We start from the raw sequence: 19,017 nt of genomic DNA, 5'->3' as shown, positions 1-19,017 counted from the left end.
TATTACTCTGCTGGGGGGAAGAAGGCGGTGCGACTATTGAAGGCGTGCGCCAGGGTACCGCCGTCGATATATTCCAGCTCACCGCCGATGGGAACGCCATGGGCGATACGACTGACAGTCACTCCCTGCGCTTTGGCGCGCTCGGCAATGTACTGGGCTGTCGCCTCCCCCTCTACTGTGGGATTGGTGGCGACAATCAACTCCTGTAATGGCTCACTGGCCAACCTGCGCTCCAGTAGGTCCATACCAAGATCCGCGGGGCCGATACCGTCAATCGGAGACAGGTGACCGTGCAGCACAAAATAGCGGCCATGGTAGTTACCAGCCTGCTCAATCGCCAGCACGTCGGCGGGAGTTTCGACGACACAGAGAGAGGTTTGTTCTCGGCGGCTGTTGTTGCACAGGGTGCATACGACTTCTTCGGTCAATGTACGGCACTGCTGACAACGACCGACCTTCTCCACAGCCTGCGCCAGGCTGCGTGCCAGTAATTCTGCAGCGTCGCGATCCTTTTCCAACAAGTACATCGCCATGCGCTGGGCCGACTTGGGGCCCACACTGGGCAGGCAACGCAGCGCGCGAATCAACTCTTCGATTAAGGGACTAAACATATAAGGCTAAACAACCGGGCTCTGCCCCTTAAAATGGAAACTTGAAGCCTTCCGGCAGATTCATGCCAGAAGCGAGGTTGCCCACCTGCTGCTTTTGTAACTCCTGGGCCTTCTCCTCAGCTCGGCGCACAGCATCGTTCACTGCCGCGGCCAAAAGATCTTCCAACATCTCTTTGTCTTCGGACAGCAGGGAAGGGTCGATTTCCACAGAGATAACATCGTGCCGGCCATTCATGGTGACCTTAACCATACCCGCGCCGGATTCACCGCACACGCGTAGCTCATTTAACTCCTGCTGTACCTTCTGCATTTTTTCCTGCATGTCGGCCTGCATTTTCTGAGCCTGTTGCATCAGATCGCCCAAACCTTTCATAGGTAACCTCTATCTCTATTATGTGTGAGCCCGGTTAGACGCCGGGTAACCAAAAACTCTATCAATCCGCCTTCGCCAGGGATTCAACAGTATCTGACACTAACTCAGCGCCCAGCTCGGACTGAAGTTCCTGAACCAGGGGGTCTGAGGTAAGGGCATCCCGCGCTGCTGCTAGGCGCGCATCGCGAGTCGCCGCAGCCAAACGTGCCGGCGTACTGCCTTGTACCTGCCCCACCTGAATCTGTGCAATAACCTGCTGCTGGAAAAAGTCTCCCAACAAGTCCCCCAGGCGCCGCTGATGCACCTCGTCATAAAGACTGCTAAAAGATTCGTCCAGGGTAAAGGAAAGTATATTGTCCTGGCGCCCCACTAGCTCCAGATGCTGCGCGATCGAGTGCAATATGCCGCTGACGCCCAACTGCTTATAGAGTGCCGGCCAACTACCTGGTGTGAGGGCATCAAAGCGTGCCGGCGGCGCTTCAGCAACCTGAGCAACCGCTTCCGTTCTCGTGGGGGCCTGGTTTTCTAGCGCAGGGGGAGAGGCCTCGACTTCCGCTACGCGTTGGCGAAGGTCAGCTAGAACACCCTCCCGCGAGCCAGAGGGCTGAGCGCTGGCTACCTCTAGTGGCCGCTCAACTATTGCAGTTTGGGCATCCAGTACTAACTCGACGGCTTGTTCTGCATGGTACGGAGGCTGCTGGGGCGCGGGTTCTTCAAGTTTAGGAGGCATACCCCCTCTAGCCGGCACCGAGTTCTGAACCGGGCTTTCAATATGCGCAGCTGCTATCGCTTCAGCATGAGGCCCTGGAGTTGGCACAGCCTCGGCACTCTCAGAGTGCTGAGGCACCACAGCTTCAGACTTTTTTTCGTCGGCATTCTCCTGCTCGATAGGCGCCTGCTCCCCAAGAGCCGTCTGAGTTTGCGCACTAGCAGTTGTTTCAGGCAGTTCTGCCCTTGGAATTGTCGCTACACCCTGCGGACGGAACGCCAGCATGCGCAACAGCGCCATTTCAAAGCCACTACGGGGATCTGGGGCCAGGGGCAGGTCACGGCGAGCGTGCAGGGTCATTTGATAGTAGAGCTGTATATTCTCTGGGGCTATGCGACTGGCAAGCTGCCTTAGCCGTTCACCATCGCCCAGGGCGTTATCTATCGACTGGGGCAAAATCTGGGCGACCGCCAGACGATGTAAGTTATCGGAGAGCTCTGCCAGGGTGGCGCCAAAGTCTGGAGCCTGTTGAGCCAGCTCAGCGACAGTAGCAAATAACGTCGCCGCATCTTCATCTGCCAAGGCATGTAGCAGTTTCCACACCAAACCGGTATCGATACTACCGAGCATGCCGCGCACTTCGGCTTCGCTGATTTTGCCACCGCCAAAAGCGATAGCCTGGTCGGTGAGACTCATACCATCGCGCATACTACCGTCTGCCGCACGGCCTAGCTGCCAAAGGGCGCCGTCTTCAAAAGGCACCTGTTCCTCCCCCAGTACAAAGCGCAGATGCTCGACAATCCGCTCGGGGCTCATATTCTTAAGCTTGAACTGCAAGCAGCGGGACAACACAGTTACTGGCAGCTTCTGTGGGTCTGTAGTGGCAAGCAGGAATTTCACATGAGGCGGCGGCTCTTCCAGGGTCTTCAGCAGGGCATTGAAGGAACTGTTCGAGAGCATATGCACTTCGTCGATCAGATAGACCTTGTAGCGACCTCTGGTCGGAGCATACTGGACATTTTCCAGCAGCTCCCGGGTATCCTCCACCTTGGTGCGGGATGCCGCATCCACCTCAATCAGATCGACAAAACGGCCATCAGCTATCTCATTGCAGGCATTGCACTGTCCGCAGGGCTCAGAGCTGACACCCTCCTCACAGTTCAGGCATTTGGCCAGAATTCGGGCAATTGTGGTCTTCCCCACTCCCCGAGTACCAGCAAACAGGTAGGCGTGGTGCAGCCGGCCGTTATCCAAGGCATTGATAAGTGCCTGAAGCACGTGCTCCTGCCCCACCATCTCCTTAAAAAGACGCGGGCGCCATTTACGTGCCAGTACTTGATAGCTCATCCAGTCTCCGGTGCTCGGCACACCTCTGCCAACTTATATCTCAACGCCTTTGGCGCGGGCGCCATTATACCGGCATAGACGACGAGGCATAGCGAATAGCAGGCTATCATCCCAAGAGATCGTTTCGCGCCACTCGTAGCCCAAGCCAACCTTGTGATATAACTGCGCCAGCTCGCACTAAGAACAAACAATTCACAACGATAAAGCGAGCCTGGGACGGGGAAAGCAATACGCAATGAATAAAGCCAGGAAGACACTTCTGGAGAGGCTATTTGCCGAGCACGGCCAAGCCTTGGTGCGCTTTGTCGCACGTATTGTCAAAAGCCCAGACGATGCCGAGGATATTGCTCAGCATGCCTACCTGCGCCTACAAAAACTCAGCGATGAAAAGGAGTTGGAAAACCCTCGCGCCTACCTCTACCAAATCGCAAACAATCTGGCTGTTGACCAACTACGTCGAGGCAAGCTGCATGTGGAGTACCTCAACCAGCAAGTCTCATTAGAGGGGGAGACTCACGGTAACGACCATACCGATCACCAGTCCCCAGAACGGGTTCTCGCTGCACGCCAACAGTTACAGTCCATCTATGAGGCAATGGATAAACTGCCACTGAAGTGCCGACAAGCCTTTCTGCTGCATAGAACTCGCGGACTCTCTTATAGTGAAATCGCCCATGAAATGAACATCTCAGTGAGCAGTGTGGAGAAATATATTCTACAGGCACTAAAGGCCTGCCGGCGCAAAGTGGATTCCTCCCCGTAAACCCGAAGCTTCCATTCAGTCTCCTCACTAATTTTTGTTGAGGGGGGCACCTTCTCAGCCGTCTCAGTGTGCATGAGTGGAGCTTAAATCCTGACACAACCTGAAAAGTGAGGCACTTTCAGAATTATTTGCTGCTACATGAGGCAGTTGAGTTGCGATTATTCTGTAGAAAGATCTTTACCTTCACCGGCATCGCAAAAGTCGGGCAGTTTTGAGTAAGATGCACTGAATTTTGAGACCAGAGTCCCACTCTTAAAGCGTTATTTAACCCTTAACTACCAGAGCAAATATGAACAGCAACCCCCAAAGTCAAACAAGCGATGAGAGCCTGGACCAGGCCTGTGCTTGGGTTGCTCGCTTACGCTCAGAGGCCATGAGTAGCGCGGAAAAGCATGAATTCGAAGCCTGGCTGTCAGCTTCTGAAGCTCATCGGCAGGCTTTCGATGAGGTGGTCGAGCTCTGGGGCAACCTGGGTGCCCTCGCCCATATGCCAATCGATCAACTGTTCCCTGAGAGTGTACCCAGCCCCCACACCCAAAATGGAAAAGCTCAAGAAAAGAAAAGAGTACAACCTATTCATTGGGGACTACCGCAATGGTTCATCGGTGGCGGACTCGCCACCTGTGGTGTATTCCTCGCTGTCTGGGTTGGCCTGCAATGGCTTGGAAACAGTAAGAACGACCAACAAATTTATATCACCCAGCTAGGTGAGATTCGCACCATCAGCCTGCCTGATGGGTCCGAAGTAAAGCTGAACTCTAATAGTGAATTTCGCGTCAGCTTTAGCCGCAAGGAAAGACAAACGCAACTCCTTCGTGGAGAGGCCTTTTTTGACGTCGCTCGCCAAACTGCCCGCCCTTTCACCGTTGCCGCAGGCAGTGCAAGTATCCGTGTACTGGGAACCGAATTTAATGTAGAGCTGAACCCAAAGAATACCCGAGTATCGGTCACCGAAGGTAAAGTCTCTGTCAGTGAAACAGAGAAAACACCAGGCCTAACCCCCGACTCCGTTACGCTAATCAAGAACCAAAAGGTCAGCGTATCTGACCAAGGCCTCACCCAAGTCCAGCGCACCTCACCGGAAGAGGCGACAGATTGGACTCGCGGTATCCTGGTATTTGAAAGAACTCCCCTCAAAGAGGCCTTGCAAGAGCTAAACCGCTACTTAGCCACCCCTGTTGTCGCTGCACCACAAATCGAGGGACGCCTAGTATCTGGTACTTTTGCCATATCCGACCCAGATAACACACTCGAAGCCATTACCACGGCCCTGGACCTTCAGCAGGACCGCAGCAACAACAACCTGACTATCTTGTCTCCCAAGCACAACTAGGTTATAACCGTCTCAAATGGCGGTCGTTTATTAAGCAAATAACCAACTCCCCGCCCACAAACACAATAGATACACCCGCTCAGTTAAATTCAAACTGCTGGGCGCAATAAAAATGGGCAATTTCTTGACGGTAAAGCACTGGGTTACAGCTTTTTTAGCACTCATGCTGTCGGCAAATAGTGCGGCCGATGCACTGTGCCCAAAGCCCAGAATCGAGCTTCCAGCGAGCTCTCTGCCAGAGGCCCTCATTTCTTTGGGAAGGCAGTGCCAAGTCTCTATTCTGGTACCAACCTCCTCAGCTTCGTTATATCAACTACCTAAGCAGACACTGAGTACAGGGCAAAACCAATTTGAAGCAACAATTGAACAACTACTAGAAGGCCTTCCATTTTCCTATCACCGTATAGGCCCGACCTCCTTCGCGGTGACTCCAAATAAGGAGTCACCGCCTCGATCGGAACAGCAATCCAGCAAAGCACCTGAAGAAATCACAGTTACCGGCCAAAGCCTTACCGGCAGCCATTTGCGCCATTATCAGCTAGACGGCTATGCTCCTATCGACAGACTAACCCGGGAGCAGCTTGAACTTACCGGAGCGCAAACTGTTGCCGATGTACTCAAGTTTCTCCCAGCCATTTCGGGAAATTCCACCAGTACCTCAGTCAGCCAACAGGATGACGGAACAGCCACCGTTTCTCTTCGCTACCTTCCTGCCAGTAACACACTGGTCCTGATCAACGGTCGCCGCATAATTGGGGATGGATATAACGGAGAGGCCACTGACCTCAACACAATTCCTTTATCTTTAGTTGAGCGTGTAGAGATCCTAAAAGACGGGGCTTCTGCAGTTTATGGATCGGATGCCATTGCTGGAGTGATCAATATTATCCTCCGCAAGGACTTCGAGGGCCTATCTCTAGATAGCTACTATGGGCAATCAGGAGCTGGCGATCGCGAAACCGAATCCCACCATTTAACCTGGGGGAGACACGGCGAGCGGGGTCACATCATGCTCAACCTAGCACAATACACCCAAGGCTCAATAATGAGCCGCGACCGCAACTTATCTGAGTCTGCAGACAGCCGAGATTTTGGTGGCACAGATAAACGCTCATCAGCCACCCCCGAAGGATTTATCGCGCTTGATAACGGTGCCACTCTGACCAGTCAAACCTCCAATAATTATCGGGACTGGTCCCTAGAAGATCGCTACAACTATAACGACCACACCTCTGCCGTCACTCCACTCAAAAGTAACTCTGCTTACCTATCTGCTAATTTTGACCTTTCAGACAACCTCCTTTTATTTGCCGAGGCAATGGGTCTACGCACCTCTGCAGAGTCGACTAAAGCGCCCTCCCCAGTCTTCACACGCTTCGATAACGGTGATTTGACAATAGCAGCAGATAACATCTACAACCCCTTCAACCAAACAATTACAGATGTTAGGAAGCGCATTACGGAACTAGGTCCACGCATTCAAAAAAACCGCACAGCCACCTGGAGACTCAATACAGGAATCAAAGGGGTTTACAACCAGTGGCATTGGGAACTGAATACCTCCCTGCAAAGGGCAAAAAAATCTGAAAAACTCAGCAACCTTATTAACCCCCTAGCGCTCTCTCAAGGCTTGAAGGGGCCTACCAGCTGCAATTCGAGTAACGCCTGCACCCCTATCAATCTCCTCGGCCCCAGCGGCAGCATCCCTCAGGAACAGCTGGAGTTTATTCGAGGAACAAGCACTACCAACAGCCGCACGAGAATGGAATCTCTCACCTTTATCTCAGACGGATCCCTAGGGGAAACCAGAGCCGGAGAAATTTTAGCGGCAGCAGGATTTGAGATTAGACATGAAACCCTGACCAGCGACTCGAATGACCTAAACGGCCTTTCCTATATTGGTGGGCACTCCCCAGGAGCGACTCGAGGCTCACGCACCATTAAAGAAACTTTCGCCGAGGTCTCAATCCCAATTCAGGAAGAAAAACTCTGGCTCGATGGGGCCGTCCGCTTATCCAGCTATAGCGACTTTGGTAATACCTACAACCCCAAGCTCGCCATACGCTGGCAGGTTTTGGAGGACTTAAATCTACGGGTCAGCTATGCCAGCGGTTTCAGGGCCCCCACTCTTACTGATATGTATCAAAAGGGCTATCAAAGTCAGGAGTTTATCTTTGACCCCTGTACCAGTAAGAGCGCAAGCACTTTAACTGGCTGCCCAGGGCAATCAGACAGCGCACGAATTCAGTATCTTACCGAGTTTGGAGGCAACCCCAGCCTCACACCTGAAACTTCAAAAACCCTTACAGCTAGCCTTGCCTGGACACCGGAGCATATAGAGGGGCTAAGCTCTGCAGTCGAAATTTTTAACATCCAACAGGAAGATGTCATTGGCAGCAACCCTCAGTTCCTGGTTGAGCAAAATGCCTATGCAGGGCTATTTAGTGATAGAGTACTGAGAGACGAGCAAGGTGAAATCACCAAAATTCTCGCAACAAGAATCAATCAAGGTCGCAGAACCATCCGTGGTTACGATGTTGCGCTTCGCTACGATCTACCCGAGGATGAGCTTGGGCAGTTCAAGCTAGCTATGAACATAAGCCATATGCTGGACTACCTCAACCAGGGAGCCGCAGGACTACCTGAAGAAGAACTGTCAGGCACTTTTGTAGACATCACAACTGGCGGGGCAGGCTCACTGCCAGAATTTAAAGCCAATGCTGGGATTTATTGGAGCAGCAACCAATGGAAGGCTGGCTACACCGTGCATTTCGTCGGCAGCACTAAGGAAACCTACACTCACAACGATAAAATCATCACCCACGATATTGGCAGCTGGTTTAGCCATGATGCACAACTCTCCTTCAACCCTTCTAGCAGATTTCGATTCTCAATCGGTGTCAACAACCTACTTAACACTCCGCCTCCTCTTGCTGTAACGGCGACGGAAAATAACTTTGATCATCGTACTTACGATCTAACAGGTCGGTACTGGTATAGCAGTTTCTCATTCAGTTTATAAGCTAACAAGCCAAGCCTATATACCAAAAAATCGCTCTCCTCTTAACTGCCTATATCTCCCCTCCCCCCCTAAGAAAGCTGCACTTAACCTCTATCTAGCTTCAACATTACCCGACTATAGATACGCGATCCCTCTCTCGCTGAAGTCAACTGAAAACGCCCGTACAACCTGGCAAAACTGACATTGCGAATTATTGGAAAAAAAATGTGATTTTTATGGAGGGGTTCTTGATGCCAACCGTCTTTGAATATGTTGGGAGAGAAGCGGCTACTTGGGGGTACCCGTTTCTAACGATCGCCATTCATGGCAAAAGACTATAAATCCAACGATCAAGAGAGGATTGACAATGAAAAAGAACCTCCTATCCGCAGCCGTAAAAGGGGCGCTGGGCCTCACCGTGGCAGCGATCATGGTTCCGACTATGCCAGCTTTCGCCCAAGAAGACGCGGAAATGGTAGAAGAAGTAATCGTAACCGGATCGCGCATTAAGCGTGCTGACCTGGACAGCTCCAGCCCGGTTACTGTACTTACTGCAGAAGATATGCAGGCTACCGGCATTACTGACGTTGGCGACCTGCTACAACGCTTGCCCGCCATGTCTGGTTCCCCAATTGGTACTACCACTAACAACGGCGGTTCTGGTGCAGTAAACGTTGACCTGAGAGGCCTGGGCGTAGTTCGCACTTTAACCCTGGTTAATGGCAAACGCACCGTTGATGGTGGTGACTACCAAACCATCCCTGCGGCGATGATCGAGCGTGTTGAAATCCTCAAAGATGGTGCATCTGCAGCCTATGGCGCTGACGCCGTTGCCGGTGTTGTCAACATTATCACCAAAAAGGACTTTGAAGGGGTTCAACTCGACATTCAGTCCTCTGACTCATTTGAAGCTGATGCTGGTGGTCAGCAGTCCTTTAGCTTCCTTGCCGGCAAGTCATTTGATGGCGGCAACGTTGTCTTCGGGGCTGAGTACGTTAAGCAGAAAGAAATTTACCAGTCAGATGTACCCTGGGATTACTTCCAGAATTCATACTACATTCTGGATGGTGACGAGTTTGAGGCAAATGGGGCAACCAGTGGCTTCCCCCTTGGCTCCTCCCGTATCCCTGAAGGTCGCCTGCAGCGAGGCAATTTGACTCAGAGATTCTTTGACCTCAATGGGGATGGTACCGCTAATACAGCTCGATTAGTGGATCACGCAGGAAATATTAATTACATAACTAACGATGATGGCGATCTTGTTGCAAACAGCAAGTTTGTAGCCTCCCAAGGTAATCCTACCTTTAATCATGCCGACGTATTTATGAATGCGGGCAATGGCGTCGTTGAGTTTGACGGCCGTACCTATAATTATGCCCCGGTAAACTATATTCAGACTCCTTATGAGCGAGTGAATATCTTTACTGAAGCTAACTTCGATCTTACAGATAACGTCAAGTTCTACTCTGAGTTCCGCGCAAATCTACGCACTTCAGCACAGCAGCTTGCTCCTCAACCTTACGCTTCAGGCGGCGACCCAGGCTACAATGGCTTCTATACTCTAGTTGACCCTCTCACCGGAAATCCTCTTCGCGAAGTGAATGTTGGTACCGATGACGATCCAAACTGGGTTTACACTGACGACCAAAGTGCCGGCCGAGAGGTTGAAGCCTCATCCTATATCGGTATCTCTGAGGATAACTTTTACAATCCTTTTGACATGCCCATTATCGATGCTCGCCGCCGGGTAGTTGAATCCGACCGTCGTTTCGAGCAGGAAATTTCTCAATTCCAAGCCATCGCTGGCCTGACCGGCTCTATCCAAGAGTGGGACTGGGAAGTTAGCTACAACAAGGGATACCGCCAACGATCAGATCAGGATTTCGGTCAGTTTTATGGCCCTAATCTATCTAAAGCAATGGGTCCTTCCGCCGACCTTGACGGAGATGGGACTCCAGAATGCTATACAGATATTAACAACCCACAAACTCTGATTGAGGGCTGTGTACCAATCGATTTGTTTGGTGGTGCTGGCTCACTCACTGACGAGATGCTGGCGTATGTGGGCACTGTAGTCGTCGACAAGACCACTACCGAGCAAGATCAATTCATGGCCTCAATTACTGGCGATTTGTTCGAACTGCCAGCAGGTACCTTGGGCTCCGCATTTGGTTATGAGTATCGTCGCGAACATTACGCCTACCAGCCAGATTCAGCGAAAGTAGCTGATGAAGTAACAGGTAATACTGGGGCCGGAACTGAAGGTGGTTACAATGTTAACTCCTTGTTTGCAGAATTCTTTGCCCCTCTGTACGACAATGGTACTCAGTCTCTCGACATGACCTTAGGGGTTCGCTGGGATGACTACAGCACCTTCGGCGCTAACACTGTTTATCAAGTTGGCCTGGAAGCTCAGATTATCGATGGTCTAAAATTCCGAGCCACTCAGGGTGAAGTATTCCGTGCTCCGAGCATCATAGAACTCTATCGCGGCGTAACCGACTCCTTCCCCTCATATGATGACCCTTGTAACTCTGCCAATGTTGGTAACTCTCCCGGCTGTGCCCAAACCGCACCTCAGACTGACACTCAAGTACTGGCGCGTGTAGGTGGCAACCAGAACCTCGATCCAGAAACTGGTGATACATTTACCGTTGGTTTTGTATGGACGCCTGAACTCCCCTACGGTGATATGTCTCTTACCCTGGATTACTGGCAGACCGAACTCGACGACATGATCGATAATCTTGGCGCTCAGTTCATTCTGGATGATTGCTATCAGAACGGAAACTCCGATGCTTGTTCATTGATTGTCCGCAATAATGATTACAGCATTGCATACCTTGAAGATACCTACCTCAATGTGGCCTCTCTGACTGCAAAGGGTGTAGATACTGAGATTCGCTACGGTTTCGATACAGACTTTGGCCGCTTCGAAACCTCTTTACTGTGGGTTCGCCAGCTGGAAAACAGCCGTGTGGCCTTTGCTGGAGCAGATACCGAAGACTACGTTGGTACAATGAACTCCGATTCAGAGACCTACGCAGAAGACAAAGCTAACTATGCCGTAAACTGGTACTGGAATGACCTTTCAGTCTCTTATCTAGGTGAATACATCAGCGGTATTAAAGCGGATGCTTCATACTCTGATTACACCCAGAAAATTGACTACCAGCTGTATCACGACTTAGCGGCTTCGTATAATTTCTCCCAAACTAATACACGCGTTTCTTTCGGTATCACTAACCTGACCAACGAAGAACCTCCGTATATTGATGCAGGCTTCAACGCAAGCACTGACCCCTCCGTCTACCGCTTGTTCGGCCGTTCCTACTATCTGCGCCTCTCTCAGGAATTCTAATTTCCTGATAACTGTGTACAGTTAGTACTAAGCCCCCAAGGCTTAGATGAAAAGCCCCGCTTTTGCGGGGCTTTTTTTTTCCCACATGTACCAGTTAGCCACTCAACTAGTAAACTGCTGCATCACCACTCATCTAGATGAAAGCCCCCTCCCTAAACCCCACTAACTGAACAAAACAGAACTTAGCTAGCCACCTGCCAACCTCAATTAACAATGTAATGTACTTACACAAACATGACTTACATCTGGCTGGTCAAGATTAATCTTAAAAAAATTAATTTATTAGCGATAAGCCAGGGAGAGCAACGAACTTACAAAAAACAACCACAAAGCGATATATCGAGCCTAACAAGATCAAAATTCAGCCAAAATGATCAGTGGCTGATGCTGTCAATTCATGCTAAGTCGGACTAGTAAGCTTTCACAATAGTTCCATATTGCAGGATTTTCATTTAAAGTCATATTTGACAGGTTATCTTAATTAAAACTTATAGCCATAAAAGCACCTTAAGTATAAAAAGGTTCCACTATGATCAAGACCAAACTGAGCGTTGCCATTGCAGCACTGGGCACCATCGCCAGCTCTGGCGTTTTCGCCCAGGAATCTATTCCCGGACCAGAGGTTGAGGAAGTAGTTGTTACTGGTTCCCGCATTGCTCGTGACCCACTATCCACTACCGGCCCCATTACCCTGGTTGACTCTGAAGCTATCCAGCGTTCTGGCGTAGGCACCATTGATGAGCTGCTCAACCAGCTTCCTTCCATGGGTACTACCGGTATCAACGCCAACGACAACAACGGCGGTGGTGGTCTGTCATTTGTGGACCTACGTAACCTGGGCTCTGCCCGTACCTTGGTACTGGTGAATGGTCGTCGTTTTGTATCCTCCAGCTCTGGCGTAAGCTCTGCGGTAGATATGAACAATATCCCGGTAGATATGATCGACCGTATCGAAGTTCTGACCGATGGCGCCTCTGCCGTATACGGTTCAGACGCGGTAGCCGGTGTGATCAACGTCGTTATGAAAGATTCTTTCGATGGTGTTCGCGTTAACGCCCGTGCAGGCGCCACAGAAGCTGGCGGCGGTGAGAATGGCGAGCTGTCCATTACCTTTGGCAAGGAATTCGATCGTGGCCAATTTATCGGTAATCTAAACCATAGCAAGCGTGATGAAATTACCTATAAAGACCGAGACTGGGCGGGATTAACAAGTGCTAGCTCTGTCACAGGCACAATTGTTACCAGCTATGGTGATAAATATTACACTATTGATGACAATGCTGAAAAAATCGGCGATTACACATCATATGATATTGGTCAGTATATGTGGTTGTCTGGTGCTATGGAACGCACCAGCTTGTCAGGAAGCGGCTCTTTCTCTCTCACCGACTCTATCGAGCTTTACGGCGAAGGTTCCTACACTGTAAAGACCACTAACCAACAATTGGCAGCACAGCCACTATCTACTGGTGGCGGTTTAGCCTTGACCACAGACGATCTTCCCAGTGAGATTCAGTCGCAGCTTAAACAAATATGGCAAGACGACAATGAGGATTATGAAGAGCTCCTAGCCGCATATGAAGCCGCACACGCTGAATGGACTGCCAACCCCGTAGGTAGCGAGCCTTTGGAGCCTTGGGCCAACGGTGTATCCTCTTTCTATCTACGTCCTGTAGCCACAGGAACCCGTGACTCAGAACAGAAAACAGAAACCTACCGTTTTCTTGCTGGAGCACGTGGTGATCTGACTAATGGCTGGGGCTGGGACACCTTCTTAAGCTATGGCAAAAATGAAGGTGAAAACACCATGGCTAACTCCATCAGCAAAACAAAGCTGCAGGAGATTCTCGATGGTACCAGTGGTATTGATGAGGAGGATATTCAGTTCTTCGGTGGCATCAGTGATGAAGTGGCCAACTATATCGGCTACATCGACCGTGAAGACAATGAATATGAGATGCTTAACTTCGGCGCTAGCTTGACTGGCGACATCGAAGCCATTCAGTTCCAAGGTGGTGCTTTAGGTTTTGCTTCCGGTGTTGAATACCGCAAAGAGTCTGGCGAGTTCAATCCAAGTGAAGAAACCCAAAGTGGTGATACTTTTGGCAACAAGCAGGAAGCAACTTCCGGTGACTTCGCAGTTACTGAGGTATTTGCAGAGTTTAACCTGCCAATCCTGTCTGGAGCCAAGTATGCCGATGAACTCTCTGTTGATGCAGCTATTCGCTACTCCGACTACGATACTTTTGGCGGCCAAGCAACTTACAAAGTTGGTGCAGTTTACGCACCGACGGAAAACCTACGCTTCCGTTCCAGTATTTCTACCGCTTTCCGTGCGCCAGGCATCTATGAACTTTATAGCGGTACCGCTCAGAGTTACCCATCACTAACAGACCCTTGCGCCACTAACAAAGACGTTAATTCTAAAGGTCGAGGGGCTAACTGTGATTCACAAAATGTTTCCGACACTTTAGTGCAAGCAAGTAAGCAAATTCCCGTTAATATTGGCGGCAACGCTGATTTGCAACCTGAAGAATCAACCAGCTTTACGGCAGGAGTTGTGTGGACCCCAGCATTTACTGAAGATTTATCCATCACTTTGGATTACTTCAATATAAAAGTTGAGGACGCAATCCAGTCTCCTGATCTCCAGCAAATACTGGACGATTGTTACCGTAACGAGGGCAAAGAGGCTGCCTGCAACTATATCACTCGCCTGAATAATAATGAGATCATCGACATTAACGGCGCAAAAATGAATGTTGGTGAGATCAATACCAGTGGGATTGATATCGATGTAGTACAAAACTTCCACTATGACGCTGGTAAATTAGCACTACGTGCTCAGGCTACGCACCTGCTTGAATACGAAGAGCATAATACCCAAACAGGTAGCACTACTGATTACCTTGACTACATTGGCACTACAGGTGGTACTTATACCAAGTGGCGTGGCCTAGCCAGCGCAACCTGGTACGCCGATAACTGGGACTTCGGTGCCGACATTCAGTACATCGGGGATGGCCATAGTGAAGAGTTAGATATGCCCTCTCACACTTACCTGAACCTCAAGGCAGGCTGGGATGTTAGTGAGGCTATGCGCTTAACTGCGGGGATCGACAACGTAACCGATCGCGAGCCATCTTACACCTCCATCCATAGTGCTGTTAGTTTCGATACAAATAGTACTTACGACTATCAGGGCCGCTATGCCTGGGCTGGTGTTACTTACCAGTTTTAATTAGCGAATCTCGCAAGTCAATAAATAAGAAAGGGGCCAATCTGGCCCCTTTCTTTATTTAGCGATTAAGCATTTAAATTTAGTACGCACTTGTACTTAACATTTAATTACAAGTAGCAGAAGTTCTTAATCGTTCTGCATTATCAGGTGTAATTTTCTCTGATAGGCGTTGACTGTTGAGGGACTAGTCACCAGCGAGAAAGCCTCTTCAAAACTCTTTCTTGATGCTGCCATTTCCCCAAGCTGATATCTGGCCAACCCGAGTAAGAAGTGGAAGCGATGATCACCCTCATAACGCGATACAGCCTTGCGCAAACGATGTTCGGCACGCTTAAAGTCGCCCTGCTCATAGGCATCCCGTGCCTGGTAGAAGAGATAATAGGGATTGCGTTCCCGGTGGTAGCGGGCACGCTTGGCATATTCATCGGCAAGTGCTTGCTGGTCGTTGTATCGGTAGAGGCGCTCCAGATTGCTGATTGCAACGAGGTTGCTGCTTTCTAAATGCAGGGCTTGCTGGTAACTATGCTGCGCCTCGATTAGAAAGCCGAAGTGGCTGTACATGGCTCCCAAATTGGCCCATAAATCGCTTCTCTGTGGACGCAGCTCCAGCGCCTTGCGCAGATATAAAAAGGCTTGCTCTCTCTCCCCTTCACGCATCAACTCAACTCCGCGATTACTGTAGTAGAGAGCAAAGGCCGTTGTGTCATCCAGGATATGCTGATCGTAAGCGGGTTCATAAGCGGCAAGGTTGAAATCGACTACGCGGCGGCCGCGCGAGCTTTCCGATACCATATTCACGTGTCGGTAAACGATGAAGGTCTCGGCCTCATCGTGGCTCCAGACGGGAGGCACTTCTACCTGATTGAAGGAAGCCTCAGCCCCTAATTCCCTGGCCATCGCCACCATCATCAGTGTGAAAGCTAAACAGTTACCCCGTGCCTGTCGATAGGTTTCCATGGCTGTTAAGGTAGCGCTTTCATCATACTCCACAGTGAAGTCGCGCTGCTCAAAGGCCCGTATCAGGGCCGCCAAACGACGTTGTGGGCTGGCATTTGGAGCTAACTCTTTCAAATAAGCGCGTATATCTGAGTCTAACCCCAGAAGATCTTCTTGCGGCAACTCCCCCAGGGAGACCGCTCTGCCCAGCAAAGCCTCACCGCTTAAGGCATTATCCAAGTCAATAGACTGAAGATGACCAGACGGTAGCCTCGCACATGCATTCAAGAACAGGAGCAGACTTAGCAGCAATAGGGTTTTCATTGTTATTTTCCCCTTAAAATTCCATGTTACGCAGGATTTACCACTTATCACACTGCAATGGAAGCACCCGATTACCATTTCTCTAAATTGTTCCACAACGGTTCGCCTGTAATTTAGTCAGCTGGTAAACTCTGTCCGCTGTACTGGAAGCTCTGGAAGCAGCCCAATCAATCCCGCCCCTTATTCCGGGAGAGTGGCTAGCGGAGGTTCCCCAATAACTATTACAGACAGAGGAACTTCTATGTCTTCTAATGTCGCGGACGTCACAACGGCGGCCTCTCCGAGCTCGGGCGAATTGCTCGGCCACCCGAAAGGGCTCTATATCTGTTTTGCTACAGAGCTGTGGGAGCGATTCTCCTTCTATGGGATGAAGTACTTGCTCCTACTCTACCTCACCAAGTATCACCTTTTTACCGATAGCGCGGGTTACGACGTACTCGGCGCCTATGCCGGCTTGGTATACGCCCTGCCCCTGATCGGTGGCCTACTGGCCGACCGCTACCTGGGTATGCGCAAGGCCGTACTATTTGGCGGTGTACTGCTGTGTCTAGGCCACTTGTTAATGGCTGTGGAAGGCCATCAGGCTATCTCCTATGCGGCAGGTACAGTTCTTTCAGAAGCCATTACTTTGAATGATGGCAGCGTGATTGCGGCAGGGACCACCCTGACTGAAAACGTAATTATTCAGGATGTGGTGGCCCTCAAAGTCTTCTTTATGGCCCTGGCGCTGATCACCGTGGGAGTCGGCTTCTTGAAGCCCAATATTTCCACCATTGTCGGCCAACTCTATCCGAAAAATGATTCCCGCCGCGATGCCGGCTTTACCATCTTCTATATGGGCATCAACGTAGGCTCCTTTATTGCCACTCTGCTGTGCGGTTGGCTGGGAGAAACTTACGGTTGGGGCTATGGATTTGGTCTTGCCGGTATCGGTATGGTCTTCGGCCTGATCACCTTTGTTTGGGGCCAGAAGTACCTTGACGGCCTGGCAGAACCAAGCCGTCCGGAAGTACTGAAAGAAAAGGCGCTGGGTCCGATCAATAAAGAGTGGGCTGTTTACCTCGGCGCCATCCTGTCTCTTGGTTTGGTTTGGTACCTGGTACAGAGTGAGCCCATGGTGCACCTGGCTCAGAACAGCCTCTTGATCGTCGCAATCGTCGGCCTGATCCTGTTCTCCATGCTGTACAAAGACAATAAGAGTAAAGATGTTGTCGCCATTGGTATGGCAGCTCTCTCTGCCGGCCTTGGCCTGATTTGGGCCTTCAATGGCGACGACCTGTGGTTGGGCGGCATGTTGCTGGCTCTGGTAGCCTTTATTGGCTACGGCTTTGTCCGCCACTATAGTGAGGAGTTCTCACGCACCGTAGTACTGATGGTCCTTATTACTTCTACTATCGTCTTCTGGGCATTGTTCGAACAGTCCGCAGGTTCTATGACCCTGTATGCAGACCGTGTACTGGACCGCTCCATCGGCGACGGTGAAGTACGCGCCTCCATGTTTGGCTCACTCAACGCGGGCTTTATCATGCTGCTGGCCATTCCCTTCGCCACCCTGTGGGTTTGGCTGGGCAAGCGCGGATGGGAACCAAGTACACCGGTGAAATTCGGTTTGGGCATTATCCAAGCTGGCTTGGGCTTCGGCGCCTTGGTGCTAGGTGCTGCATACCCCACAGAGGCCGGTAAAGTGGCAATGATCTGGCTGGTGCTCGCCTACCTGTTGCACACCTCTGGTGAGCTGTGCCTCTCCCCTGTTGGTCTGTCTGCCGTGACCAAGCTGTCCATTGGCAAAGTGGTCAGTGTGAGTATGGGCACTTGGTTCCTGGCAACAGCTCTGTCAGAAACCGTTGCAACCCGTATCGGTAAGATGGCAGCTGTTCCCCAGGATGGAGCAACTGATCTCGCCTCCACTCTGGCGACTTATACCAACCTGTATGAGTATCTAATGTGGTGGGGCCTGGGTGTCGGTGTACTGATGATTGTTATCTCACCGTTATTGAAAAAAGGGATGTGTGGTATCCGCTAAGGGAAACCATCATCACAGCAAAAAGCCGCTGTTTTTACAGTGGCTTTTTTTATTTCTGATATCCCACCCCTCAAACACAAATAAATGAAGAAGCCCTCTTCGTCACCTATCGAGCACTAATAAGTTAGAAAGTAGCTCTAGCTCAGCCCCACTAACAGATTGAAATTTTGCCAAATAAATCGAATCCCGATTATGCAGAGCAATAAGGCAAAACAGAGTTTCAATCGCTCGGCAGATATCTTATGCGCCAGGTTAGCCCCAAGCTTGGCAAAGAGCACGCTGGTAAGAACAATCCCTAAAAAAGCCGGCCAATAGATGTAACCACTGCTCCAGTCCGGCAATAAGTTATTACCCCACCCCTGGACAACAAAGCTCAGCGAACCAGAGATGGCAATAGGCAAACCAAAAGCCGCTGAGGTACCCACTGCCCGCTGCATTTTGACAGCAAAGTGCGACAGATAGGGGACAATCAGCGCCCCCCCGCCAATACCAAAAATGGCCGCGAGCCAACCAATTACCCCCCCCGAACAAATCAGCGGGAGTGAGCCAGGTAAGCGGTCATCACTCTCCTTCTGGGAGGCTGCGCGCAAGCCACTCACGCCCATACGCACAGCCATAATTATGGCGAAGACACCAATCAGGAGTTGTAGCCAGGCTCCAGGCAATAGGTCCGCAGTCACGCCGCCCAACCAAGATCCCACCAGTATCCCAGGGGTCATAACCCAGAAAAGATGCCAGTCGACGGCGCCCTTGGCATTGTGAGCCCATACCGAGCTTATTGAAGTAATAACAATGGTTGCTAGAGAGGTACCCACAGCCATATGGGTCAGCACTTCGGGAGAAATACCCGTCGCGGAAAAGATCAGTACCAGAGCAGGAACAATGATCAGCCCCCCACCAATCCCCAAGAGGCCTGCCGCGGTACCTGCAACAGCACCGAGTAACAAATAAATAAGCAACATTTCCATGTTGCTTCAGTTTAGCCACCCCTGTGG

Annotated in this window: 11 protein-coding genes; 6 read left to right on the top strand and 5 right to left on the bottom strand. The window is 50.7% G+C overall.

Annotated elements, in window-relative coordinates:
• Positions 1-2 precede the first annotated feature (2 nt).
• The 3 genes from recR to dnaX form a co-directional block, all read right to left on the bottom strand.
• Positions 3-611, bottom strand: coding sequence for a recombination mediator RecR (gene recR, locus ACJJI0_RS19450; protein WP_444883855.1), 609 nt, complete (start codon positions 609-611; stop codon positions 3-5).
• A 28-nt stretch (positions 612-639) separates the two neighbouring features.
• Positions 640-984: a YbaB/EbfC family nucleoid-associated protein gene (locus tag ACJJI0_RS19445; RefSeq protein ID WP_152451685.1), complete on the bottom strand. Its 345-nt coding sequence runs from the start codon at positions 982-984 to the stop codon at positions 640-642.
• Positions 985-1,045: 61 nt separating this feature from the next.
• On the bottom strand, positions 1,046-3,040 hold the full coding sequence (dnaX, locus tag ACJJI0_RS19440) for a DNA polymerase III subunit gamma/tau (RefSeq protein WP_444883854.1): 1,995 nt from the start codon (positions 3,038-3,040) through the stop codon (positions 1,046-1,048).
• Between the two features lie 235 nt (positions 3,041-3,275).
• On the opposite strand from dnaX, the gene ACJJI0_RS19435 reads away from it, so the two are divergent.
• From ACJJI0_RS19435 to ACJJI0_RS19415, 5 genes are all read left to right on the top strand, one after another.
• On the top strand, positions 3,276-3,803 hold the full coding sequence (locus ACJJI0_RS19435; protein WP_252084678.1) for an RNA polymerase sigma factor: 528 nt from the start codon (positions 3,276-3,278) through the stop codon (positions 3,801-3,803).
• Between the two features lie 289 nt (positions 3,804-4,092).
• Entirely contained in the window at positions 4,093-5,136 is a 1,044-nt protein-coding gene (locus ACJJI0_RS19430; protein ID WP_444883853.1) for a FecR family protein, read from the top strand.
• 112 nt (positions 5,137-5,248) lie between these two features.
• A complete protein-coding gene (locus ACJJI0_RS19425; RefSeq protein WP_444883852.1) occupies positions 5,249-8,158 on the top strand; it encodes a TonB-dependent receptor in 2,910 nt (969 codons plus the stop codon).
• A 346-nt stretch (positions 8,159-8,504) separates the two neighbouring features.
• Positions 8,505-11,498 carry a TonB-dependent receptor plug domain-containing protein gene (locus ACJJI0_RS19420; protein ID WP_444883851.1) on the top strand — a complete coding sequence of 998 codons (2,994 nt, stop codon included), beginning with the start codon at positions 8,505-8,507 and terminating at the stop codon, positions 11,496-11,498.
• A gap of 529 nt (positions 11,499-12,027) precedes the next feature.
• Positions 12,028-14,739 (top strand): TonB-dependent receptor plug domain-containing protein, encoded by a 2,712-nt coding sequence (locus ACJJI0_RS19415; RefSeq protein ID WP_444883850.1) that lies wholly within the window; start codon positions 12,028-12,030, stop codon positions 14,737-14,739.
• A 126-nt stretch (positions 14,740-14,865) separates the two neighbouring features.
• Here the strand turns inward: ACJJI0_RS19415 and ACJJI0_RS19410 are convergent, their stop codons facing one another.
• Positions 14,866-15,999 carry a tetratricopeptide repeat protein gene (locus tag ACJJI0_RS19410; RefSeq protein WP_444883849.1) on the bottom strand — a complete coding sequence of 378 codons (1,134 nt, stop codon included), beginning with the start codon at positions 15,997-15,999 and terminating at the stop codon, positions 14,866-14,868.
• A gap of 241 nt (positions 16,000-16,240) precedes the next feature.
• Here ACJJI0_RS19410 and ACJJI0_RS19405 point away from each other — a divergent pair, with 241 nt between their 5' ends.
• On the top strand, positions 16,241-18,022 hold the full coding sequence (locus tag ACJJI0_RS19405) for a peptide MFS transporter (RefSeq protein WP_444883848.1): 1,782 nt from the start codon (positions 16,241-16,243) through the stop codon (positions 18,020-18,022).
• 137 nt (positions 18,023-18,159) lie between these two features.
• Here the strand turns inward: ACJJI0_RS19405 and ACJJI0_RS19400 are convergent, their stop codons facing one another.
• Positions 18,160-18,984 carry a sulfite exporter TauE/SafE family protein gene (locus ACJJI0_RS19400; RefSeq protein WP_444883847.1) on the bottom strand — a complete coding sequence of 275 codons (825 nt, stop codon included), beginning with the start codon at positions 18,982-18,984 and terminating at the stop codon, positions 18,160-18,162.
• Positions 18,985-19,017 lie beyond the last annotated feature (33 nt).

The sequence above is a fragment of the Microbulbifer mixtoriginis (SeqCode) genome, assembly GCF_052466695.1.
This window is presented reverse-complemented; position numbering and strand designations above follow the sequence as displayed.